The 24,204-nt window shown below is 57.9% G+C and carries 17 protein-coding genes; 7 read left to right on the forward strand and 10 right to left on the reverse strand.

Features of this window, described 5'->3' with window-relative positions; genetic code table 11:
• Positions 1-125 precede the first annotated feature (125 nt).
• Entirely contained in the window at positions 126-2,972 is a 2,847-nt protein-coding gene (rapA, locus tag RX972_RS19625) for an RNA polymerase-associated protein RapA (RefSeq protein WP_316877686.1), read from the reverse strand.
• 215 nt (positions 2,973-3,187) lie between these two features.
• Here rapA and RX972_RS19630 point away from each other — a divergent pair, with 215 nt between their 5' ends.
• Complete coding sequence (locus RX972_RS19630) at positions 3,188-3,526, forward strand: hypothetical protein (RefSeq protein ID WP_027900995.1); 339 nt, start codon at positions 3,188-3,190, stop codon at positions 3,524-3,526.
• Here the strand turns inward: RX972_RS19630 and RX972_RS19635 are convergent.
• The 3 genes from RX972_RS19635 to RX972_RS19645 form a co-directional block, all read right to left on the reverse strand.
• Positions 3,523-4,737 carry an aminotransferase class V-fold PLP-dependent enzyme gene (locus RX972_RS19635; RefSeq protein ID WP_122397380.1) on the reverse strand — a complete coding sequence of 405 codons (1,215 nt, stop codon included), beginning with the start codon at positions 4,735-4,737 and terminating at the stop codon, positions 3,523-3,525. The two genes, RX972_RS19630 and RX972_RS19635, sit on opposite strands and share 4 nt — an antisense overlap.
• Entirely contained in the window at positions 4,734-5,204 is a 471-nt protein-coding gene (locus tag RX972_RS19640) for a RidA family protein (RefSeq protein ID WP_027900993.1), read from the reverse strand. The genes RX972_RS19635 and RX972_RS19640 overlap by 4 nt, the downstream gene beginning before the upstream one ends.
• A gap of 90 nt (positions 5,205-5,294) precedes the next feature.
• A complete protein-coding gene (locus tag RX972_RS19645) occupies positions 5,295-6,179 on the reverse strand; it encodes a LysR substrate-binding domain-containing protein (protein WP_122397384.1) in 885 nt (294 codons plus the stop codon).
• Between the two features lie 220 nt (positions 6,180-6,399).
• On the opposite strand from RX972_RS19645, the gene RX972_RS19650 reads away from it, so the two are divergent.
• On the forward strand, positions 6,400-6,561 hold the full coding sequence (locus RX972_RS19650) for a hypothetical protein (RefSeq protein WP_049827014.1): 162 nt from the start codon (positions 6,400-6,402) through the stop codon (positions 6,559-6,561).
• 499 nt (positions 6,562-7,060) lie between these two features.
• Here the strand turns inward: RX972_RS19650 and RX972_RS19655 are convergent, their stop codons facing one another.
• On the reverse strand, positions 7,061-7,531 hold the full coding sequence (locus RX972_RS19655; RefSeq protein WP_027900991.1) for a MaoC family dehydratase: 471 nt from the start codon (positions 7,529-7,531) through the stop codon (positions 7,061-7,063).
• A gap of 41 nt (positions 7,532-7,572) precedes the next feature.
• Positions 7,573-8,517, reverse strand: a complete 945-nt coding sequence (locus RX972_RS19660; RefSeq protein ID WP_263268204.1) for an alpha/beta hydrolase — start codon at positions 8,515-8,517, stop codon at positions 7,573-7,575.
• Positions 8,518-8,737: 220 nt separating this feature from the next.
• Between RX972_RS19660 and fadD2 the strand changes: the two genes are divergently transcribed.
• Both fadD2 and fadD1 read left to right on the forward strand, forming a co-directional pair.
• Positions 8,738-10,426, forward strand: a complete 1,689-nt coding sequence (fadD2, locus tag RX972_RS19665; RefSeq protein ID WP_122397382.1) for a long-chain-fatty-acid--CoA ligase FadD2 — start codon at positions 8,738-8,740, stop codon at positions 10,424-10,426.
• A 696-nt stretch (positions 10,427-11,122) separates the two neighbouring features.
• Positions 11,123-12,814, forward strand: coding sequence for a long-chain-fatty-acid--CoA ligase FadD1 (gene fadD1 / locus RX972_RS19670; protein ID WP_316877691.1), 1,692 nt, complete (start codon positions 11,123-11,125; stop codon positions 12,812-12,814).
• A 226-nt stretch (positions 12,815-13,040) separates the two neighbouring features.
• Here fadD1 and RX972_RS19675 read toward each other — a convergent pair whose 3' ends face one another.
• Together RX972_RS19675 and RX972_RS19680 are read right to left on the reverse strand one after the other, a co-directional pair.
• Entirely contained in the window at positions 13,041-13,322 is a 282-nt protein-coding gene (locus RX972_RS19675; protein WP_027900068.1) for a type II toxin-antitoxin system RelE family toxin, read from the reverse strand.
• Positions 13,312-13,557 (reverse strand): type II toxin-antitoxin system Phd/YefM family antitoxin, encoded by a 246-nt coding sequence (locus RX972_RS19680; protein WP_027900067.1) that lies wholly within the window; start codon positions 13,555-13,557, stop codon positions 13,312-13,314. The genes RX972_RS19675 and RX972_RS19680 overlap by 11 nt, the downstream gene beginning before the upstream one ends.
• A 174-nt stretch (positions 13,558-13,731) precedes the next feature.
• On the opposite strand from RX972_RS19680, the gene hrpA reads away from it, so the two are divergent.
• Both hrpA and RX972_RS19690 read left to right on the forward strand, forming a co-directional pair.
• Entirely contained in the window at positions 13,732-17,643 is a 3,912-nt protein-coding gene (hrpA, locus tag RX972_RS19685) for an ATP-dependent RNA helicase HrpA (protein WP_316877694.1), read from the forward strand.
• 508 nt (positions 17,644-18,151) lie between these two features.
• A complete protein-coding gene (locus RX972_RS19690) occupies positions 18,152-19,273 on the forward strand; it encodes a beta-ketoacyl-ACP synthase III (RefSeq protein WP_316877696.1) in 1,122 nt (373 codons plus the stop codon).
• A 217-nt stretch (positions 19,274-19,490) separates the two neighbouring features.
• Here RX972_RS19690 and RX972_RS19695 read toward each other — a convergent pair whose 3' ends face one another.
• Positions 19,491-20,765, reverse strand: coding sequence for a putative porin (locus RX972_RS19695; protein ID WP_099270863.1), 1,275 nt, complete (start codon positions 20,763-20,765; stop codon positions 19,491-19,493).
• A gap of 271 nt (positions 20,766-21,036) precedes the next feature.
• Here RX972_RS19695 and RX972_RS19700 point away from each other — a divergent pair, with 271 nt between their 5' ends.
• Positions 21,037-22,158: a GNAT family N-acetyltransferase gene (locus tag RX972_RS19700; RefSeq protein WP_316877699.1), complete on the forward strand. Its 1,122-nt coding sequence runs from the start codon at positions 21,037-21,039 to the stop codon at positions 22,156-22,158.
• A gap of 160 nt (positions 22,159-22,318) precedes the next feature.
• On the opposite strand, the gene RX972_RS19705 is transcribed toward RX972_RS19700, so the two are convergent.
• Positions 22,319-24,151: an ABC transporter ATP-binding protein gene (locus RX972_RS19705; RefSeq protein WP_316877701.1), complete on the reverse strand. Its 1,833-nt coding sequence runs from the start codon at positions 24,149-24,151 to the stop codon at positions 22,319-22,321.
• Between the last annotated feature and the right edge of the window lie 53 nt (positions 24,152-24,204).

A 24,204-nucleotide genomic window follows, 5' to 3' on the forward strand; every position in this document is an offset into this window, starting at 1 on the left:
GCGAAGAGCGAATAAGTGGATTGCATTGACGGCTTCGCGGCAAACCTCGCTCCAACAGGGTATGCGATCTTCTGTGGGAGCAGGGCTTGCCCGCGATTGGGTCGCTGTGATCTATCGCCAGGCCATTACCCAGCCACCAACACCCGAATCGCTTCAAGGCGCAACGCTGCCTTGTCCAGCATGGCCAGTCCTTGCTCGCGCTGTTCGCGCAACGCAACCAGTTCGCTGTCGCGCACGGTTGGGTTAACGGCTTGCAGCGCGGTCAGACGGGCCAGTTCTTCGTCGGTGTCCGCTGCCAGACGACGCTGCGCTTCAGCAACGCGTTCGGCATGTTTCGGGGCGATCTTCGCTTCACCGGCGTTGATCTGCGGGTTCAGCGTGTCGCGCTGAGCCTGAATGAATTTATTGGCGCTGGCACGTGGCACGCTTTCCAACTGATCATTCAACGTGGTGAAGGACACGCGCCCCGACAGGTCGTTGCCGTTGCCATCAAGCAGGCAGCGCAGGGCGGCCGGTGGCAGGTAGCGACCCAGTTGCAGCGAGCGCGGTGCAACCACTTCACTCACATACAGCAACTCCAGCAAGACAGTGCCGGGCTTGAGCGCCTTGTTCTTGATCAGCGCCACGGCGGTGTTACCCATCGAGCCGGACAGCACCAGGTCCATGCCGCCTTGCACCATCGGGTGTTCCCAGGTGATGAACTGCATGTCTTCACGAGACAGCGCCTGGTTGCGGTCATAAGTGATGGTCACGCCTTCGTCGTCGCCGAGCGGGAAGCTGGCGTCGAGCATTTTCTCGCTGGGGCGCAGGATCAGGGCGTTTTCCGAATGGTCTTCGCTGTCGATGCCGAACGCGTTGAACAGGGTTTCCATGTAGATCGGCAGAGTGAACTGATCGTCCTGCTCAAGGATCGCTTCGACCAGTGCTTCACCTTCGCCAGCGCCGCCGGAATTGAGTTCCAGCAGACGGTCGCGGCCGGTATGCAGTTCACTTTCCAGACGCTCGCGCTCGGTGCGCGCTTCGTCAATCAGCGTTTGCCACTCATCGTCGTCACCGCTCTCCAGCAACGGCAGCAGACGTGGGCCGAACTGATGTTGCAGGGCGTTGCCGGTCGGGCAGGTATTAAGGAAGGCGTTCAGCGCTTCGTGATACCACTGGAACAGACGCGCTTGCGGGCTGGTTTCCAGGAACGGCACGTGCAGTTCAATGGTGTGTTTCTGGCCGATCCGGTCCAGACGACCGATACGCTGCTCCAGCAGGTCCGGATGCGCAGGCAGATCGAACAGCACCAGATGGTGAGCGAACTGGAAGTTGCGACCTTCACTGCCGATTTCCGAACAGATCAGTACTTGAGCACCGAACTCCTCGTCAGCGAAGTACGCAGCGGCGCGGTCGCGTTCGAGGATGTTCATGCCTTCATGGAAAACCGTGGCCGGGATGCCGGAGCGCACGCGCAGGGCGTCTTCCAGATCCATTGCGGTCTCGGCGTGGGCGCAGATCACCAGCACCTTGACGCGCTTGAGCATTTTCAGGGTATCGATCAGCCAGTCGACACGCGGGTCGAACTTCCACCAGCGTTCTTCTTCGCTGGCGTCCGGCTGTGCCTGGAAGCTGACTTCAGGATACAGGTCTGCGTGTTCGCCAAGCGGCAGTTCCAGGTATTCAGCCGGGCAGGGCAGTGGATACTGGTGCAGGTTGCGTTCCGGGAAACCTTGCACTGCGGCACGGGTATTACGGAACAGCACCCGGCCAGTGCCGTGGCGGTCAAGCAATTCGCGGATCAGGCGCGCACTGGCTTCTTCGTCGCCGTCATTGACGGCCGCCAGCAGGGTTTCGCCTTCAGCACCCAGGAAACCATGGATGGTCTTGTGCGCTTCAGGTGAGAGGCGGCCCTTGTCGAGCAGTTGCTGCACGGCTTCAGCGACCGGGCGATAGTTTTCGCTCTCGGCGCGGAACGCATGCAGATCATGGAAACGGTTTGGATCAAGCAGGCGCAGACGCGCGAAGTGGCTGTCCTGGCCCAGTTGTTCCGGAGTGGCGGTCAGCAGCAGTACGCCCGGGATGACTTCAGCGAGTTGCTCGACCAGCGAGTATTCAGGGCTCGCCTTGTCTTCATGCCAGACCAGATGGTGAGCTTCGTCGACGACCAGCAGGTCCCAGCCTGCAGCAAACAGTGCGTCCTGAGCTTTCTCGTCTTCGACCAGCCATTCCAGCGCAACCAGCGCCAGTTGAGTGTCTTCGAACGGGTTGCTGGCATCGCTTTCGATGAAGCGTTCGGCATCGAACAGGGCGACCTGCAGGTTGAAACGGCGGCGCATTTCCACCAGCCATTGGTGCTGAAGGTTTTCCGGCACCAGAATCAGAATGCGGTTGGCGCGGCCCGAAAGCAGCTGGCGATGGATAACCAGGCCGGCTTCGATGGTTTTACCCAGACCCACTTCGTCCGCCAGCAGAACCCGCGGCGCAATACGATCAGCCACTTCACGGGCGATGTGCAACTGGTGCGCGATGGGTTGCGCACGCACGCCACCCAGGCCCCAGAGAGAGGACTGCAATTGGCGGCTGGTGTGTTCCAGGGTGTGGTAGCGCAGAGAGAACCAGGCCAGCGGGTCGATTTGCCCGGCAAACAGGCGGTCGGTCGCCAGACGGAACTGGATGAAGTTCGACAGCTGGGTTTCCGGCAGGGTGACGGCTTCGTTTTGCGCGTTCAGGCCGTGGTAGACCAGCAGGCCATCAACGTCATCGACTTCACGGACGGTCATCTTCCAGTTTTCGAAGTGAGTGATCACATCGCCTGGAGAGAAGCGCACGCGCGTCAAAGGTGCATTTCGCAGTGCGTACTGACGTGTGTCGCCAGTGGCCGGGTAGAGCACGGTCAACAAGCGGCCGTCCTGTGCCAGAACGGTGCCCAAACCCAGCTCGGCTTCGCTGTCGCTAATCCAGCGTTGCCCCGGTTGATACTGCTGCGCCATGCTGCCTGTCTCCCGCTTTGAAAAAGCCGACTATGTTAACGGAACACGCTGCCCAGGCCAAAGGTACAGTGACAAAACACCTGTATTTAAACGCCCTTGCAACAATTTAAGCCTGTTAAAGGCACTAGTTACCAAAAACAGAGTCGAAAGTTTCTCATTTACGGGGTCAAGTCGGTAGACGCTTGGCCGACATCCACTCAAAAGGAGAACTAATAATGTTGCAGCCGACGCTTCCCCTGAGTGTGGTACCCGTGACGTCACAACTGGATCCGGCCCGGCAGGTACCTGACATTCCTCCTGTGGCGCCGGTGCAGGCCAGTTCTGGCGAAACCAATATCGACTTGCGCAACGAAGAAGAGCAGCGCAACGCTTGGCTGTTGCGCGAAGAGCAGCAACGCCACGAAGAACAGCAGCGTCGCCGCGAAGAAGGTTACGACGAGCCTGAACATCTGGCCGTCCCCGGTGTTGCGCTGAATGCCGACAACACCGTTCCGGTTGTGCCACTGATTGATGACGAGCCGCGCCAGGGGCTTTGGGTCGACGTTCAGGTCTAGGCTGTTTTCCGCTGTCCGTTGCTCATTTCGCGCAATGCCGTGAGCAACGTCTCTATCTCGCTTTCAGTGTTCAAATGACTGACCGAAATCCGCGCAATGTTCACCAGGCCTCTGGCCTGCATGTCCAGTGGCGTATAAGCCACGCCATTGGCGCCGATGTTTATCCCATTCATGGCTAATTCCTTTTTTATCTCCGGGGCGTCCCAGCCCTCCAGCGTGAATGAAACAAGCCCCGAGTGATCATGCGCTTCGCCAAGGTCCTGTAGCTTCAGTCCTGCGACTTCTGCCATGCGCTTCCTCAACAATGACGACAATTGCCGAATACGCTGGCGGACAGGCGCTACGCCCAATGCTTCCACTTCGCTCAGTGCGTTATTCAAACCGGCGATCAGCGTCAGCGACATTTCGCTGGTTTCAAAACGTCGAGCGTCGTTGCGCGGAGTAAAACTTTCGCCGTTTCGGGGCGCGGAAAGAACGTCAACGAATGGCGGCTGAAGTTGTTCGACGAAACCCTCGCGGATGTATAGCAAGGCCGTACCTCGAGGACCGCGCAGGAACTTGCGGCAGGCACCCTTGAGCACATCGCAGCCCAGCGCCTGCACATCAACGCTGATTTGCCCCAATGCCTGACCGGCATCGATGAAGTAAGGAATACCGTACCGTTTCGCTATTGTGCCGATGGCGGCAGCCGGGTTGATCAGGCCACCGTTGGCCGGTAGCCATGTCAGAGAAATCAAACGCACACGCTCATCGATCATCGCTTCCAGCGCGGACACCGACACCGCACCACTCTCATCGCATGGGATCACTTCCAGGCTGGCTCCGGCGGCGAAGGCCTGGGCCATGCAAGCCAGGTTGCCGCCCCATTCGTGACGCCCGACGAGAATGCGGTCTCCGCGACGCCATGCTCCCAGTGCGCTGAAAGCCATGCCCCACGCCGCAGAGCCGCTGCCCAGAAATGCAATGGAGGAGGGCGCGCAGTTGATCAACCGCGCAGCGGTGTTGCGGGCGTTTTCCAGCAGCATCTCGCCCTGTGCCGCGGCTTCCATAGGACCCTGGCTGGCTTCGCGGTTCATGTGCTCGATCATTGCCGTCACGGTTGCCTGACTCGGCAGCGACGCCCCGGAATGATTGAAATGGATCACTTGCTGGCAGCCAGGCGTTGCGGCGCGCAGCGTCTGGATGTGCGCTTCGGTCAACGTCTGACTCATGGTCTCAGCTCGAAGATGGCGTCCACTTCGACTGCTACACCAACGGGCAGGCTGGAAACCCCGACCGAGGTGCGGACGTGTTGACCGGCTTTGCCAAGCACACTGACCAGCAGATTCGAGGCGCCGTTGCCCACGGCGCCCTGTCGCGTGAAGTCGCTGGGGCATGCGACGAACACGCCCAGCCTCACGATTTGCACCAGCTTCGACAGATCGTCGCCAATCACCGAATCCAGTTGAGCCAGCAATCCCAGGGCTGCCAGTTCTGCCGCTGCGATGCCTTGCTCTTCGCTCAGCGTGTCACCCACCCGGCCGATGAAAGCGGGCTGACCGTCAACCATGGGGATCTGTCCCGACACGTACAGCAGGTTCTGGCTGACCACTGTGCTGACGTAGTTGCCGGCCGGGCTGTCCGGAGTCGGAAGCTGCAGGTCCAGTTTTTCGAGTTGCTCGCGCAGGCTGTTGTTCATTGGGCGCTCTCCCTATAAAGATGGGCGCACAATGAAAGGCGGCGATCAGTCCGACAAACTGAAAGATTTCACCCTACGTATCGATATTGCTCAATCATTCTCGCGGCTCACTGCGATCAGCCAGTCGGCGAATCGTTGTGCGGCGCTATTCAGTGGCTCGTCGCCGGTTACCAGCCAGTAGCCGATTTCCCCTTCATATACGGCGCCGTTCAGCAACTGCACCAACGAGCCATCCAGCAAGCGCCGATTGATCAGTCGATCACGCCCCATGGCGATGCCCTGTCCGGAGACCGCTGCCTCAACCACGATGTTGTAGTCGTGCAGCATCAGACTCGACAGCTGGCTGATATCGATACGCACCTGTCTGGCCCAGTCCAGCCATTCGAACGGAATGGTCGCCTGAGCAGTAAGCAAAGGGCCTGGCGCCAGTCCAGGCTGTTTGACACCCTGTTGCGCTGCGAGCCAATCGGCTTTGTACTGTGGGCTGCACACCGGGAAAAGACGTTCGTTCATCAAGCGCGTTGCATTGACGTTGGGCCAGCCACCTTTGCCGTAGCGGATCGCGAGCGCCACTTCGCCACCCGCCACATCGGCCAGATCGTAGGACGGCACCAGCTCGACGCGGATATCCGGATTGGCCGAGATGAAGCTGGACAGACGCGGTGCCAGCCACATCGTTGCAAACGAGGCGAGCAGGCCGATACGCAATACGCTGGGCGCGGGCGCGGTATGGCGAATAATGCGCGTCGCTGCGGCAATGCCTTCCAGTGCCTGTCGAACCTGTAGCTGATAAGCGCGTCCTGCCTCGGTCAGTTCGATGGCGCGAGTGCGACGGATAAAAAGGCGGCACTCGAGAAACTCTTCCAGTTTGTGAACCTGATGACTTAAAGCGCTTTGCGTCACTGACAACTCGCGGGCTGCATTGACGAAACTCAGATGCCGCGCCACAGCCTCGAAGGCACGCAGCGTCAGCATCGGCGGCAGGTCGCCATGCAATGCCGGCAGTGGCAAGGGGGCTGAAGAGGTTGAGTGCACGAGTATTCGGTCCTTTGATAAGCAGCGCTGACCGGCAATTGTGCCGTCAAAAAAGGATTGGCGTGAACAAAGGTGGTTTTTCTTGTCGGATAGCCACTGGTCATAGCCACTGCGATTGCGCATTATTGGCCCACTTCCCAGTGTTCGAGAGTTGTTGTCCATGAGCGCAGATGAAAACCTGATCGACCTGGGCGCAGAGCGCGCCAAGCGGATACACGATCTGAAAGATAAACGCCTCAACGAAATGCGCGATGCATTCGAACAGGCGATGCCTTTGGCCAAGGGCAAGAAAAAATCGAAAAACAAGCCCAAGAAACGCTAGGCGCCTGTCCGCACCGAGTACATTTCCTGTAGGAGGGACCGCCGCGCCTTCGCCGCGGCGCTGTCGCGCAGCAAACACAGTCCTGTTGGAGCGAGGCTTGCCCGCGAAGCAGTCGATTCGGTAGGTCAGACACACCGCAATATCGTTCTTCGCGGGCAAGCCTCGCTCCAACAGTTATCCGCTGAACCCTCCAATATCTTTGACCCAATCAGATATCCATGCCCTCTAGAACAAAGCGTGCGGTGCTATTGATCTGGGTCAATTCCTGTCCGTGCGCATCTGGTTAATCTAGTCCTATTGAACAGGGACTATTCATCTGGAAGGACTCGAGCAGAGGCCTTCCAGTAAAAAGAGCACGCAAGGCATTTTGGGCGACTTCGGTCGCCCATTTTTTTGCTTTTTTGATTGGCTATGTCTGTAGGAGCTGCCGAAGGCTGCGAAAAAGGTGGGTCTGATACACCGCCTTCGCAGCCTTCGGCAGCTCCTACAATGGTCCGTATCAGCCGATGCTGATCGCTGGCAACGTCGTCAACGTCACGGTCTGCTGCTTGCGTGGCGCAAGAATTTCGGCTTCGCCGTCTACCACCAGCTCATCACGCTGATTGAACACGCGGGTCGCGATGCGCACGCGGAATTTAGGCAGCTTTTCCAGAATCTCCAGACGCACAGTCAGGGTATCGCCCAGTTTGACCGGCTTCTGAAAGGTCATCTGCTGACCGAGATAGATCGTGCCCGGCCCAGGCAGCTCGCAGGCCACGGCAGCGCTGATCAATGCGCCGCTGAACATGCCGTGGGCGATGCGCTCTTTGAACATGGTCGAGGCCGCGTATTCAGCGTCGAGGTGGACCGGGTTGTGGTCGCCCGACATCGCGGCGAACAACTGGATATCACGTTCTTCGACAGTCTTGCTGTATGAGGCGGTCTGACCGACTTCGAGGGCTTCGTACGGCGTGTTGGTAACCTGGGTCATGAGTGATCCTGAAAATTGAATATTGATGTCAAACGCAGCGTTTATTCCGCCCGACGCGGTCTTGGCTGATGCATTGCCTGTTCCAGCCAGTCGATTAGATCACGGGTGACTTCATCACGATTGGTTTCGTTGAGCAGTTCATGCCGCGCCTGCGGGTAGATCTTCAGTTGTAACATCTGGTGGCCTGCCGCGACCAATGCGTCGGCAAGATCCTTCAGACGCTTGCCATCACTCACCGGATCACATTCGCCGCCAATTACCAGCAACGGCAAGCCCGGATCGATCTGCGCCAGATTCGACCGCTTGCTGATTTGCTGCAGACCGGCAAGCATGTCCAGCCAGAGTTGATTGGTGCAACGAAAGCCGCACAATGGGTCCAGCGCATACTTGTCGACCTCATCAGGATCGCGGCTGAGCCAGTCAAAACAGGTACGTGCCGGTTTGAACGCGTTGTTGAATGAGCCAAACGAAAGCCATTCGATCAGTCGGCTACGGCCTGTGTTGCCCTGGCGAAAGCGCTCCAGGCGGGCGATCACGCGAGCGCCGCGATACAGGGCGACTGGCTGGAAATTGGAGCCGCTTAGGATCGCTCCCTGCAGGCCTGCGCCGTGGTGCTGTAAATAAGCTTGGGCGATGTAGCTGCCCATGCTGTGGCCCAGCAGGAAAACCGGTACGTCGGGATGCCGTTGGCCAATGGTTTGAGTGACGCTGGCCAGATCGCCGACTACTTTTGCCCAGCCCTGTTCGTCAGCGTAATGGCCGAGCATGCCTTGATCAGCGGTCTTGCCATGGCCGCGCTGGTCGTGGGCATACAGTGCATACCCGGCTTCGCCCAGTGCCATGCCCAGGCGCGCATATCTGCCGCTGTGTTCGGCCATGCCGTGAGACAGCATGACCACCGCTTTTGGCTCGACCTCAGGTAACCATACGTTGACGTACAGACGGCTTCGGTCGCTGGCGTCGAGCCAGAACGGCTGATGTTTCATGACAACTCCGGAAACGGTAGGAACGGCGTTAAAACGCTCTGTTTGTGGAGTGTAGAGTGACTGAAGAATTGCAGACCGGCCAGCTCTGTAATTCATGGTAATGATGTCGCGACCTTCTCTGTTTGCCTTCCCTGTTTTAGCTGCTAACGTCCGCGAAGTCCCCGCGCCATCATCGTGGGTCAGACAGTCTCAGGTAATCTCAGGTAAGAGGATAAAAACAATGCAACCTGATTTCTGGAGCGACAAGCGACCGGCAGGCGTGCCGTCCGAAGTGGATTTGCTGGCGTACATGTCGGTTGTTGAAGTATTCGAACGCAGCTGTCGCAAGTTTGCCGACCGCCCGGCGTTCACCAACATGGGGGTGACCCTGACTTATGCTGACCTGGATCGCCATTCCGCCGCCTTTGCGGCATGGCTGCAGCGGAATACTGACCTCAAACCCGGTGATCGCATCGCAGTGCAGATGCCCAATCTGCTCCAGTACCCGATTGCCGTATTCGGTGCCTTGCGCGCCGGCCTGATCGTAGTCAACACCAACCCCTTGTACACCGCGCGGGAAATGCGCCACCAGTTCAAGGATTCCGGCGCCCGGGCGCTGGTTTATCTGAACATGTTCGGCAAGCTCGTCCAGGAAGTGCTGCCCGATACCGACATTAAGTACCTGATCGAAGTGAAGATGGGCGACATGCAGTCGACCGCCAAAGGCTGGCTGATCAACACCATCGTCGACAAGGTCAAGAAGCTGGTCCCGGCCTATCACTTGCCGCAGGCAACCCGTTTCAAAGCTGCACTGCATCAGGGGCAAGGCCATCGATTGAATCCAGTGGCCCTGCAACTCAGTGACATCGCGGTGCTGCAATACACCGGCGGCACCACCGGCCTGGCCAAAGGCGCGATGCTCAGCCATGGAAATCTCGTCGCCAACATGCAGCAGGTTTACGCCTGTATGTTGCAGCATGGCAGCGACGGGCAACCAGTGTTCCAGGAAGGCAAGGAGATCATGATCGCGCCGCTGCCGCTGTATCACATCTATGCATTCACAGCGAATTGCATGTGCATGATGGTCAGCGGCAATCACAACATTCTGATTACCAATCCGCGAGACATTGGCGGCTTCATCAAGGAGCTTGGCCAGTGGCGATTCACGGCGATGATCGGCCTCAACACGCTGTTCGTGGCCTTGATGAATCACCCGAATTTCAAGTCGCTGGATTTCTCCAGCCTGAAAAGCACCAATTCCGGCGGCACGGCGCTGGTCAAGGCCACCGCGGAGCGCTGGGAGCAGATGACCGGCTGCCGAATTGTCGAAGGCTATGGTTTGACCGAAACCTCGCCCGTGGCCAGCGCCAATCCTTATGGCGAGTATGCGCGTCTTGGTACGGTTGGCATTCCCGTGCCAGGCACGTTGATGAAGGTCATTGATGATGCGGGTAACGAGTTGCCGTCAGGCGAACGCGGCGAGCTGTGCATTAAAGGCCCACAGGTGATGCTCGGTTACTGGCAACGTCCAGAGGCCACCGCCGAAGCGCTCGACGCAGATGGCTGGTTCAAGAGCGGTGACATCGCAGTGATCGAAGCCGATGGCTTTGTCAGCATCGTCGATCGCAAGAAGGACCTGATCATCGTGTCGGGTTTCAATGTCTACCCGAATGAAATTGAAGATGTGGTGATGGGGCATCCGGGCGTCGCCAACTGCGCCGTGATTGGCGTGCCGGACGAGCGCTCGGGGGAGGCGGTAAAACTGTTTGTGGTGCCTCGCGAAGGCGGCGTCAGCGTTGAAGAACTGAAGCTGTTCTGCAAAGAAAACTTCACCGGCTACAAAGTGCCCAAACAGATCGTGCTGCGCGAGTCGTTGCCTATGACGCCGGTGGGCAAGATTCTCAGGAGGGAGTTGCGGGATCTCGCTTGAGCAATACGTAGATTGCTGGATTTCCGTAGGACCGGCTTTAGCCGGGAGGAGGCCACTAAGGTCGATGCATTTTTATCGGCTGAAAGGGTGCTCTCCCGGCGAAAGCCGATCCCACATCATCAGTGATTCCTGTGGGAGTCGCCCCGGTGTCCCTGACACCACGCTGTCGCGCAGCAAACACGGGACCTGTAGGAGTGAGCTTGCTCGCGATTCGATCTGTTGGTCGATGAATATATTGCCTGTGCTGAAGCTATCGCGAGCAAGCTCACTCCTACAGAAAATGCATTCCAGATCAGGTAGTTATTTTCTTGTTTGATAGGAGCAGAGCTTGCTCGCGATAAGGCTGGACGGGATCTGAGGTGAATCGCGTCCAGCCTTATCGCGAGCAAGCTCTGCTCCCACAGAATGTATTTCAAAATGGGATTTCTTTCAGCAGCTCTAACCCGGCTATCCTAGCCCGACTAGCGACAAATAGAATTAAAACTCTAAACGTGACCGCTATGAATTTTTGAGTCATTTAAGTGACTGAAGAGGCCTTCCTTGCCTCTAGGCGGCCATTTGCAAAGCTGCTACTCTCGGCCCGCTTTTGACCCGTCATTAAGCAACAAAGCGTGAACTGCACAATTCCAAAACACAAAAAAATCATCGCATTCAAGCGGTGTGAAGAATTCGCTGTCGCTGAGGAGCCCGGCTTCCATGATTGAAAACTTCTGGAAGGACAAGTATCCGTCTGGCATACCTGCCGAGATCAATCCTGACGAATACCCCAACGTCCAGGCCGTATTGAAGCAGTCTTGCGAGCGTTTCGCCAGCAAGCCGGCGTTCACCAATCTGGGCCAGACCCTCACCTATGGTGAACTGTATGAAAAGTCGGGCGCTTTTGCCGCCTGGATTCAGCACCATACCGATTTGCAGCCCGGTGATCGTATCGCCGTGCAGTTGCCCAACGTCCTGCAATACCCCATTACCGTATTCGGTGCCTTGCGCGCCGGTCTGATCGTGGTCAATACCAACCCGCTGTATACCGCGCGGGAAATGGAACACCAGTTCAAGGACTCCGGTGCCAAGGCGCTGGTCTGCCTGGCGAACATGGCGCATCTGGCTGAAAAGGTCGTGCCCAAGACTAGCGTCAAGCATGTGATTGTCACCGAAGTGGCGGACATGCTGCCGACGCTCAAGCGCCTGTTGATCAACAGCATTATCAAGTACGTGAAGAAGATGGTTCCGGCTTACCACTTGCCGGCGGCAGTCAAATTCAATGAAGTGCTTAAAAAAGGCCGTGGCCTTTCCTTCACCGAGGCCGTACCGGCCAGCAATGACGTTGCGGTGCTGCAATACACCGGCGGCACCACCGGCGTGGCCAAAGGCGCGATGCTTACCCACCGCAACCTGATCGCCAACATGTTGCAGTGCAAGGCCTTGATGAGCTCGAACATGAATGAAGGCAGCGAAGTGGTGATCACGCCGCTGCCGCTTTATCACATCTATGCCTTCACCTTTCACTGCATGTCGATGATGTTGATCGGCAACCACAACATCCTGATCAGCAACCCGCGTGACCTGCCCGCCATGGTCAAGGAGCTTTCCAAGTGGAAGTTCACTGGGTTTGTCGGCCTCAATACGTTGTTCGTGGCGCTGTGCAATAGCCCCGAGTTCCGCAATCTGGATTTCTCGGGCCTGAAAGTGACGCTGTCCGGCGGCATGGCCTTGCAACTGGCCGCCGCCGAACGCTGGAAAGAAGTGACTGGCTGCGCCATTTGCGAAGGCTATGGCATGACTGAAACCAGTCCGGTAGCCAGTTGCAACCCTAACCAGAATATCCAGATTGGCACCATCGGCATTCCGGCGCCTTCGACGTTGTGCAAAGTCATCGACGACGCAGGCAACGATTTGCCACTGGGTGAAGTTGGCGAGCTGTGCATCAAAGGCCCACAGGTGATGAAAGGCTATTGGGAGCGTCAGGACGCGACCGATGAAATGATCGACGCGGATGGCTGGCTCAAGACCGGCGATATCGCAATAATCCAGCCCGACGGCTACATGCGGATTGTCGATCGCAAGAAAGACATGATCCTGATCTCCGGCTTCAACGTTTACCCTAATGAGCTCGAAGACGTGCTGGCGACCTTGCCGGGCGTGGTGCAGTGTGCGGCCATTGGCGTTCCAGACGATAAATCCGGCGAAGCGATCAAGGTGTTCGTGGTGGTCAAACCGGGCATGACCCTGACCAAGGATCAAGTCATGGAGCACATGCGCGCCAACCTGACCGGCTACAAAGTCCCGCGTAGCGTCGAGTTCCGCGACTCACTGCCTACTACAAACGTCGGCAAGATCCTGCGTCGTGAATTGCGCGATGAGGAATTGAAGAAGTTAGGGTTGAAGAAGTAAAAGTTCTTCTGCCAGGCTTCGCTCCTACAGGTGATCAAAAAACCTGTGGGAGCGAGGCTTGCCCGCGATAAGGCTGGACGCGACAGACCTGATATATGCGGTGTTCTTATCGCGGGCAAGCCCGGCTCCCACAGGTTTTGTGATCGTCTGTTGGAGCTGTGCTTCTCCGCGAACGCATTATCGTTCTAGGTTCGAATGCGGCCCAGTAGAGTCTCACGCAAGAACCTCATCGGTTCCCGGCTGCGGCGTACACATCGCCACGCTCCCGCTTACCAACCGCGACCACAGTAACGACCACTCGGTCATCTTCGACCCGATACACCAGTCGATAACCTGCGCTGCGCAGTTTGATCTTGTAGTGGTCCGGCATGCCATGCAAAGCATCACCCGGAACTCTTGGCAGGCTGAGTCGCTCTTGAAGCTTCTTCTTCAACTGGTCACGAATTGTATGGCCCAGCTTTTCCCACTCTTTCAATGCTGATGGCAGAAACTCAAGCTTAAAGGTCATCAATGTCTACCGGCACGGGCTTTTCATGCTGGCGCGACTTGATAAGGTCGGCGAGATCGAGATCGTCAAGACGCTCCATCATGGCCTCGAAGACCTCTGCGGGGACCATATAGCCCATCACCTTGTTATGGTTAAGAACTGCGACTGGCAATCCATGGGCACCACTCAATACCGCTGAGGGATTTTTCTTCAATTCGGATACGCTGACGGCGATGTCGGCCAAGATACTTTGCATTATTTGGTGCTCCATTTTGGGCGATATTTTGGTCTTTTTAATGGGCTTTCGCAACCATCCAAGTGGGCCATTGCTTATTATGAATTTCGCGTCGGATATGGGAGGTCGTCACAAGTAACCTCAATCTGCGACAATCCCCGCCTTTGCACCTTTCAAAAAGACCCTGCGCACCTGATGACCGATCAAACGCCCTCGATTGACCAACTCCTGAAGAACCTCGACCACGCGATGATCAGCGATCGTCATCGCTTGCGCCGCCAGTTGCATGAGCTGCGCAAGAAGCCCGATGAGGCGAAGCTGGCGCAGTGGGTGGCGAAGGTGCAGGCGTCGTGTGCTCAGGTGACTGCGCGGCGTGATAGCGTGCCGCTGATTCGTTACGACGACAGCCTGCCGATTGCTGCCAAGCGTGACGAAATCAAAGAGGCGCTGCTCAAGCACCAGGTGCTGATCATTGCGGGTGAAACCGGGTCGGGTAAAACCACCCAGTTGCCGAAGATCTGTCTGGAAATCGGTCGCGGGCAACACGGTCTGATTGGTCACACCCAGCCACGTCGAATCGCAGCGCGCAGCGTCGGCAGTCGCGTGGCAGAAGAGCTGGGAACGCCATTGGGCGCGCTGGTCGGTTATCAGGTGCGCTTCGAGGATCAGAGCGACAGCAGCACCCTGATCAAGCTGATGACCGACGGTATCCTGCTGGCGGAAACCCAGCACGACCGCTTTCTTGAGCGTTACGACACAATCATCGTCGACGAAGCCCACGAGCGCAGCCTCAATATCGATTTCCTGCTGGGTTACCTGAAAACCCTGCTGCCGCGTCGCCCGGACCTGAAAGTCATCATCACGTCGGCGACCATCGACTTGCAGCGGTTTTCCGAGCACTTCAATGACGCACCTATCGTCGAGGTTTCCGGTCGGACGTTCCCCGTGGAAACCTGGTATCGCCCGCTGACCTCCCAGCAGGACGAAGAGGGCAACAGCGTCGAAGATGACCTGACGGTTGATCAGGCGATTCTCGCGACGCTGGACGAGCTGGCCGCTTTCGAACGCAGCGAACGCAAGAGCCCTGGCGATGTTCTGGTGTTCCTGCCCGGCGAGCGTGAAATCCGTGACGCTGCAGAAATGCTGCGTAAGGCGCAGCTCAAACATACGGAAATCCTGCCTTTGTATGCGCGCCTGTCGCCTGCCGAGCAGCAGCGGATTTTCCAGTCGCATCCGGGACGGCGTGTGGTACTGGCAACCAACGTTGCTGAAACTTCGTTGACCGTTCCGGGCATCCGTTACGTGATCGACACCGGGACCGCGCGCATCAGCCGCTACAGCTATCGCGCCAAGGTACAGCGCTTGCCCATTGAGGCCGTTTCCCAGGCTAGCGCCAACCAGCGTAAAGGCCGTTGCGGCCGGGTTGAGCCGGGCCTGTGTGTGCGGCTGTACAGCGAAGAAGATTTTAACGGGCGGCCGGAGTTTACCGATCCGGAAATCCTGCGCACCAACCTCGCCGCAGTGATCCTGCAGATGCTGCATCTGCGCCTGGGCGAGATCACGGACTTCCCGTTCATTGAGCCACCAGATGGCAAAGCCATCAGCGACGGTTTCAACCTCTTGCAGGAACTGTCGGCGGTTAACCGCGAAAATCAGCTGACACCGCTGGGCCGCCAGTTGGCACGCTTGCCGGTGGACCCGCGCATGGGGCGCATGTTGCTGGAAGCAGCAAAGCAGGGCAGCTTGCAGGAGGTGTTGATCGTCGCCAGCGCGATGTCCGTGCAGGACGTGCGCGAGCGTCCGCCGGAGCGTCAGCAAGCGGCGGATCAGGCCCACGCACAATGGAAGGACGCTGATTCGGACTTCGCCGGACTGGTCAATCTGTGGCGTGGTTTCGAAGAGCAACGTCAGGCCCTGACCGCCAGCCCGCTGCGTAACTGGTGCCGTCGTAACTTCCTCAACTACCTGCGCCTGCGCGAATGGCGCGACGCTCACCGCCAGTTGGGCCTGATCTGTCGCGACCTGCAACTGACGGTCAACAAAGAGCCCGCCGACTACCCGAAATTCCACAAGGCGATTCTCTCCGGTCTGCTCAGTCAGATCGGGCAGAAAGCCGACGAAGGCGATTACCTCGGTGCGCGGCAACGGCGCTTCTGGATTCACCCGTCGTCAGGGTTGGGCAAGAAGCGGCCGCAATGGTTGATGACCGCTGAGCTGGTGGAAACCACCAAACTGTATGCGCGCATGGTCGCCAAGATCGATTCAGACTGGATCGAGCCGCTGGCCGGGCATTTGATCAAGAAGAACCACTTCGAGCCGCATTGGGAAAAGAAGCGCGGGCAGGTCGTGGCGTTCGAACAGATCACCTTGTTTGGCCTGATCGTGGTCGGCCGTCGTCCGGTGCACTACGGGCCGATTGATCCGGTGGTCTCCCGAGAACTGTTCATCCGCGAAGGGTTGGTGCGTGGCGAGATCAACTCTCGCGCCAAGTGCCTGAGCGCCAATACCCGGTTGCTGGAAACCCTCGACGAACTGGAAGCCAAGGCGCGTCGCCGCGACATTCTCGCTGACGAAGACACGCTTTACGGCTTTTACGAGGCACGAATTCCCGCCGAGATTCATCAGGCTGCGACCTTCGATCACTGGTACAAAACCGAGAGTCAGAAGAACCCGCAACTGTTGATCATGCGCGAAGAAGACGTATTGGCCCGCGAGGCCAATGAAGTCACCGCGGCGTATTACCCGGACACCCTCAAGCTGGGCGATCTGACCCTGCCGCTGACTTATCACTTCGAACCCAATCATCCTCGCGATGGCGTGACCGTACGCGTACCTGCGCCGTTGTTGCTGTCGTTGCCCGCCGAGCGGCTGGAATGGCTGGTGCCGGGCTTGCTGGAAACCAAATGCATCGCGCTGGTCCGCAACCTGCCCAAGGCAATTCGCAAGAACTTCGTGCCGGTCCCGGACTTTATCAAGGCAGCGTTGCAGCGCATTACGTTTGGCGAAGGTTCGTTGCCCCAGGCGCTGGGTCGCGAGTTGCTGCGCATGACCGGTGCGCGAGTCAGTGACGAGGCCTGGGCTGAAGCCGCGCAGCAGCTTGAAAGCCATCTGAAAATGAATCTGGAAATTGTCGACGGCAACGGCAAGTTTCTCGGCGAAGGCCGTGAGCTGGACGAATTGACGGCACGCTTTGCCGAAGCCAGTCAGGCTGCCCTGGCGGTTCCGCAGTCAGCGAAAGGTCAGCAGCCCGTGGAGGCGAAAGTCTTCGCGCCGGTGGCGGAAAAAACCCAGCAGAACATCGCCGGGCTGTCCATGACGGTTTACCCGGCGCTGGTCGAAGAGTCTGGCACGGTCAAGGAAGGACGTTTCTCCACATCGGCCGAGGCTGAGTATCAGCATCGCCGCGCTTTGCAGCGGCTTTTGTTGCAGCAGCTGGCTGAACCGGCCAAGTTCCTGCGCAGCAAACTGCCGGGCCAGACCGAGCTGGCATTGCTGTATCGCGAGTTGGGGCGCATCGATGCGCTGGTCGAAGACATTCTGCTGGCCAGCCTCGACAGCTGCGTGCTGGAAGGCGAGGAGAGCTTGCCCCGTGACGGTGCCGGGCTGCTGGCATTGGCCGAACGCAAGCGTGGCGCATGGACTGAACACGCCGAGCGTCTGGCGAAGCTGACCCTGGATATTCTCAAGCTCTGGCACGGCCTGCAAAAGCGCTTCAAGGGCAAGATCAATCTGGCCGAGGCGGTCGCGCTCAACGACATCAAGTCGCAGCTGGCGCAGTTGGTCTATCCGGGCTTCGTCCGCGAAACTCCGGCGCAATGGCTCAAGGAGTTGCCGCGTTACCTGAAAGCCATCGAAATGCGTTTGGAGAAACTCCCAAGCCAGGTGCAGAAGGACCGGGTCTGGAGCATTGAACTGGCCGGGCTTTGGACCCAATACCAGGCCCGCGCCAGTAAACACGCCCAGGAAGGCAAGCGCGATCCGGAGCTGACCGCCTATCGCTGGTGGCTTGAGGAATACCGCGTGTCGTTGTTCGCCCAGCAACTGGGGACCAGAATGCCGGTGTCCGATAAGCGCCTGAGTAAGCAATGGAGCCAAGTGGAGGGGTAGGCCGTTCAAACGGATATCTGTGAGTGAGCTTGCTCGCGATGAACGATGACACGGTAATGGCTGACAAACCGAGTCGTCTGCATCGCGGGCAAGCCTCGCTCCCACAGGTTTACAGGCGAACATAGAATCTCACACAGGTTTGATACAGCACCCAGTGCGTGGGTCATGCGCAAAACGTGTGGGAGCGAGGCTTGCCCGCGATACATGAGACGCGGCTGGAAGACACACCGCGTTATCCTTTATCGTCCGGATGCGGCTCGGCCCAGGCACCGCTCAGATATAGGTACTCACCTGATCGCACGAGCACCTACAGGTCTTCTGTTCAAACTCCCCAATATAGGGGCCGATATGGCACACTTCGGCCCTTGAACCCCTGAGCGTTGCCAAAGCTTGTCCGCACCAAGGGTGTTTTACCGTTTTGCATTGGTACGTCGGTCCCAAAAAAGTGGGGCCGCCGCGATGCCCGAGCAGGTCGTTACCTGCATTGATCAATAAGAGAGGAACGACCGTGCACAACGTCGTCATCAGCGGCACAGGCCTGTACACCCCGGCCAACAGCATTTCCAATGAAGAGCTGGTGCAGTCTTTCAATACCTACGTTGCTCAATTCAACAGCGAGAACGCTGCCGCCATCGAGCGTGGCGAAGTCCAGGCGCTGACTGAATCCAACGCTGCCTTTATCGAAAAAGCCTCGGGCATAAAAAGCCGTTTTGTCATGGACAAGGACGGTATTCTTGACCCGCACCGCATGAAGCCGCGCTTGCCCGAACGCTCCAATGATGAATGGTCGATCCTCTGCCAGATGGGTGTGGCTGCCGCTGAGCAAGCCTTGCAACGTGCAGGCAAGACCGCTGCCGATGTCGACGGCGTCATCGTCGCCTGCTCGAACCTGCAACGCGCCTACCCGGCGATTTCCATCGAAATTCAGGCAGCATTGGGTGTTCAGGGTTTCGGCTTTGACATGAACGTCGCCTGTTCATCGGCAACCTTCGGGATTCAGGCAGCAAGCAACAGCGTGCAATTGGGCCAGGCCCGCGCAGTATTGGTCGTCAGCCCGGAAATCTGCACCGCACACCTGAATTTCCGTGACCGCGACAGCCACTTCATCTTCGGTGATGCCGCCACTGCTGTGCTGGTTGAGCGTGCCGATCTGGCCACTTCAGCGTATCAGTTCGATATTCTCGGCACCAAGTTGCTGACCAGCTTTTCCAACAACATCCGTAACAACTTCGGTTTTCTCAACCGCACAGCAGAAGAGGGCGAAGGCGCGCCCGACAAACTGTTCGTCCAGGAAGGCCGCAAGGTGTTTCGCGAAGTCTGTCCGATGGTCGCCGAACTCGTGGGTACGCACCTGCATGAAAATAGCCTGAACGTCAGCGATGTGCAGCGCTTCTGGCTGCATCAGGCCAACCTCAGCATGAACCATTTGATCGTCAAAAAGCTCTTGGGCCGCGACGCCTCGGTCGAAGAAGCACCGGTGATTCTCGACACGTATGCGAACACTAGCTCGGCGGGGTCGGTGATCGCGTTCCATACTTATCAGGATGACCTGCCAAGCGGCGCGCTGGGGGTGCTGAGTTCGTTTGGTGCAGGCTATTCGATTGGCAGCGTGATTCTGCGCAAGCGTTGAGGGCGGCGGGCTTCCAGAGGTTACGATGTTGGGGCGTTAGATGAAAAGCCGTCACAGCCCTCGGAACTCCGACAAAGTGGTATCGAAAAAAAAGCCCGACCTTGCCCTGGCGAACGGATGATGGGGATCGCCAGGGCAACGTCGAGCTGTAAGGTCTTTGCGACGTCAAGCGACGGGAGCTGTGCCGCTTGAAGCCTGAAACGTGTTGCGGTGCTCTTTAGAACTTCGCTTCCAGATCCAGTTGCAGGGTTTTTGCATCTGCGTCGGTGCGCCCGGCGTTAGGGATGTGGTCAGCATCGGCCAAGAGGTAAGTGGCACCAATCGTGAAGTTCTTGTCGATTTCGTAACCAACTTTCAACTTGTGACCGCGTGAGCCGGTGAAGCCGTTGGCGAAGTCCGAGTCGGTGAACGCGCCGACCACGCCATTGCGTTGTACATCGCGGTAGTTGTAGTCCAGACCGAAACCGAACACCTTGGTTTTCACACCCGCCAGCCAGGCCGTGTCATTGCCGTCAGAGGCTTTGTCGTTGACGACGTATTGACCATACACACCCAGTGGTACAGCCAGGCCGCTGATATCTATCTGACCGAAACCTTCGTACAACTGGAACTCAGTCGGTGTATTACCGTTGACTGCAAGACCGGCTGCGCCCTCATCGTCATCGTTGTCGAAACCGTAGACGCTACCGCCCAAGGTAACTTTCAGGTTGTCTGTCGGCGCGAACCTGGCACCCAACTGACCGGCATACATGCGTAGGTCATGACGGAATTGCGTGCCTTCACCGTCGATATTGTTGTTGAGGGTGTAATGACCCGCGCTGCCGAACAACTCGGTTTTGCCGCCCAGTGGCAAGCTGTAGGTCGCTGCCAGGCCTTCAGGGTTGAGGTCGCTGTCCCAGATGATATCGCCCATGCTGACCCACGGCTGGTTCATCTTGCCGCCGATGATGTGCAGGTTCTTGATGGCTGTCGGGGCGTAGTCGATGTAGCCCAGGTCCAGCCACAGGTTTTTCTTGGCGAACTTGTTATCCAGATCCGCGTTGGTAGAGCGACCATCACCGCTGGTGCCGCCGGTGGCGATGCGAATACCCGTGTTCACTTGCGGGTTGATTTCGGTATAGGCACCCAGTCTTGCCCGGATACGCTGGCGGCTCTGGTCCTGACTGTTGCTCTGCCCTTCGACGTTGACGAATTCCTGGCGAACACGGACGTCACCCTTGAACTGAGTCTTGGTCGCCCAGGCGACTTTTTTCTCGAACTCGGCCTGAGAGGCTGTCTTGGTGTTCTGCACATCTGCGAGTGCTTGTTTCTGTGCTGCCTGGTCTTTGGCCAGTTCGGTCTGCAGTTCAGCGTACTGGGCTGCGTTGATAGAGCCGTTAGCCTTGAGCATGTCCAGCAATTTAGCGTCGACTGCGGCATTGGCAGGAATAGCCATTGCCAATACCAGGCCACCACACAGGGCCGAAGCAGTACGTGTAGAAACAAGACGCATGTTGATCTCCATAACGTGAATAAGGACGACATCAGGTCATCCTGGGGAAACCGCCCCACAGGCAGGGCGTTTGAGGGTTAGTACCCCCGGTTCTAAAAACAGGCGCCAGTATCACGATGGGTTATGACAAAAAGGTGGCACAACGATGGCGTCTCGGTGACATTTAAAAGTCTGTAAGCCTTGAGCTAGAGCCTTCGAAGCCGAGACGGGTGAACATTGTTGACTGATGGGGGATACTGCTGCGTCGCTCGATTCAGTTGGGGAAGTCCGCATGCCCGTCCAGATATCTACCCTTGATAACGTCGTGCCTACCCAATGGGACGCACTGGTTCCGGGGGGGCAGCCGTTCGTGCGCCATGCTTTTCTCAGTGCGCTGGAAGACAGCGGTAGCCTCGGGCCACGCTCGGGCTGGCAGGCTGAACACCTGCTCAACTACCAGAATGGTGAGCTGGTCGCGGCGATGCCTGCGTATCGCAAGTGGCACTCTTACGGCGAGTACGTGTTCGATCACAGCTGGGCTGATGCCTGCCGTCGCGCGGGCATTGCGTATTACCCCAAGCTGCTGGTGGCGGTGCCGTTCAGTCCGGTGAGTGGCGCAAGGATTTTGTCGGCGTCGCCTGAGGCCGGCATTGAGTTGCTCAATGCTGTGCCCGGTTATCTTCAGGACCAGGAACTCTCCAGCGCACACGTTAATTTCACCGACCCCCTGGCCGATGCGTTTCTTGACGAGCAGCCAGGCTGGCTACAGCGTTATGGTTGCCAGTTTCATTGGCAAAACCGTGGCTATCGGGATTTTCAGGACTTCCTCGATGCCTTGAGTTCGCGCAAGCGCAAGCAGATGCGCAAGGAGCGCGAGCAGGTAGCGGGGCAGGGCATCGAGTTCGACTGGCTCGAAGGCCATCAGCTAAGCGAGCTGCTGTGGGATTTCGTATATGCCTGTTACTCCAATACCTACGAGGTGCGTGGGCAATCGCCGTATCTGACGCGTGAGTTCTTTAGTCTGTTGGCCGAGCGCATGCCTGAGGCCATCCGTGTGGTGCTGGCGCGACAGGGTTCACGGCCGGTAGCAATGGCGTTCAGCCTGTTGGGCGGTGACAGTTTTTACGGGCGCTATTGGGGATGTCTCGCGGAGTTCGACCGCCTGCATTTCGAGACGTGTTTCTACCAGGGCATGGATTACGCCATCGCCCACGGCCTGAAGCGTTTCGATGCCGGGGCGCAAGGTGAGCACAAATTGATTCGCGGCTTCGAGCCGGTGATCACTCGGTCATGGCACTACTTGACCCATGCCGGGCTGAAGGACGCGGTCAGTGATTTTCTTGACCAGGAAAGGGTTGGCATCCTGGCGTATGCCGAAGATGCCAAAGGAGCGCTGCCGTATCGGCAGGTTTGACGACAATCTCGTGCCTTTGAGCGGCCTTGTGGGAGCGAATTCGTTCGCGAAGGGGCCGGTGCATTCACGTCATCTCCACAGTCAGGAATACCGCCTTCCCGAATGAATTCGGTCCCACAGGGGGTGTATTCCAATCCATCAGTTGCAGGGGCTGACAGAATCAATCAATCCCCACAAACCCTCCGGTCTGATGCTGCCACAGCCTTGCATACAAGCCACCATGTGCCAGCAACTCGGCGTGTGTACCGCTTTCAGCAATGCGGCCGTTTTCCAGTACGACCAGTCGGTCCATTCGCGCAATCGTCGACAGACGGTGAGCGATGGCGATCACGGTTTTGCCCTTCATCAGCGTTTCCAGGCTTTCCTGAATTGCCGCTTCGACTTCCGAATCCAGTGCCGAGGTGGCTTCGTCCATGATCAGAATCGGCGCGTCCTTGAGCAGCACCCGGGCAATCGCGATACGCTGGCGTTGCCCACCTGACAGCTTCACGCCGCGTTCACCCACCTGAGCGTCAAAGCCCACGCGTCCTTCGGAATCTGTCAGGAGCGGGATGAACTCATCCGCCCGAGCCTTGCGCACGGCTTCCCACAATTGCTCGTCGGTGGCCTCCGGTTTGCCGTAGAGCAAATTGTCACGGATCGAGCGGTGCAGCAGCGACGTGTCCTGAGTGATCATGCCGATCTGTTCGCGCAGACTTTCCTGGGACACATGGGAAATGTCCTGACCGTCGATGAGGATCTGTCCGCCCTGTACGTCGTACATGCGCAACAGCAGGTTGACCAGCGTCGACTTGCCCGCACCTGATGGACCAATCAGACCGATTTTCTCGCCCGGTCTGATGTCCAGGTTCAGGCCGTGGATGATCCCGTTACCGTTGCCATAGTGGAAATCCACACCGTCGAATTTCACGCCGCCCTTGTCCACGTTCAAGCGCGGTGCAGGCTTGCGATCGGTGACGCTGACCGGTTGGGAAATGCTCGCCAGACCGTCCTGCACCATGCCGATGTTTTCGAAGATGCCGTTGACCACCCACATGATCCAGCCAGACATATTGACGATACGGATCGCCAGACCTGTAGCCAGCGCAATAGCGCCCACCGAGATCAGGGACTGGGTCCACAGCCACAACGCCAGACCGGTAGTGGTGACGATCAGCACCCCGTTCATGGTGGTAATGACGGTGTCCATGGCGGTCACCACGCGACCGGCCAGTTGGGTTTTTTCGGTCTGTTCGATAATCGCTTCGCGAGCGTACTGTTGTTCGTAATTGGTATGAGCAAAAAGCTTCAAGGTGGTGATATTGGTGTAGCCGTCAACGATACGGCCCATGAGTTTGGAGCGCGCATCCGAGGACACCACCGAGCGTTCTTTCACACGGGGGACGAAGTAGCAGAGCGCGGCAATATACGAAGCAATCCACGCCAGCAGCGGGATCATCAGGCGCCAGTCTGCTTCAGCGAACAAGACCAGGGCGCTGATGGCGTAGATCAACACGTGCCAGAGCGCATCCACAGCCTGAACGGCAGAGTCGCGCAATGAGTTACCGGTTTGCATGATGCGTTGGGCGATGCGCCCGGCGAAATCGTTCTGGAAGAACCGCACGCTCTGCTTGAGCACATAGCTGTGGTTCTGCCAGCGAATCATGCTGGTCATGCCGGGGCTGATGGTCTGGTGCACAAGCAGGTCGTGCAAGCCAACGAATATCGGACGTAACAACAGGGCAACCACGGCCATCCAGATGAGCTCATTGGCGTGGACGCTGAAAAAGTCTTTATCGGGCGTGCCCTGGGCCAGATCAATGATACGGCTCAGGTAACTGAACATCGCGACTTCGATCAACGCGCCAACCAGGCCGACTACCAGCAAGGCTGCAAAGCTCGGCCAGACCTGGCGCAGGTAGTAGATGTAGAAGGCTAGAACGGTATTGGGCGGGGCGTCGGTGGGAGCGTCACGGAAGATATCGATCAGTTTTTCGAAACGACGATAGAACATTGGCAATGATGCCCACGAGTTAGGCGGGCTCTCCTTACTGAGCGGATATTCCC

The sequence above is a fragment of the Pseudomonas syringae group sp. J309-1 genome (assembly GCF_032582135.1).
In the GTDB taxonomy this organism is placed as follows: Bacteria; Pseudomonadota; Gammaproteobacteria; order Pseudomonadales; family Pseudomonadaceae; genus Aquipseudomonas; species Aquipseudomonas quasicaspiana.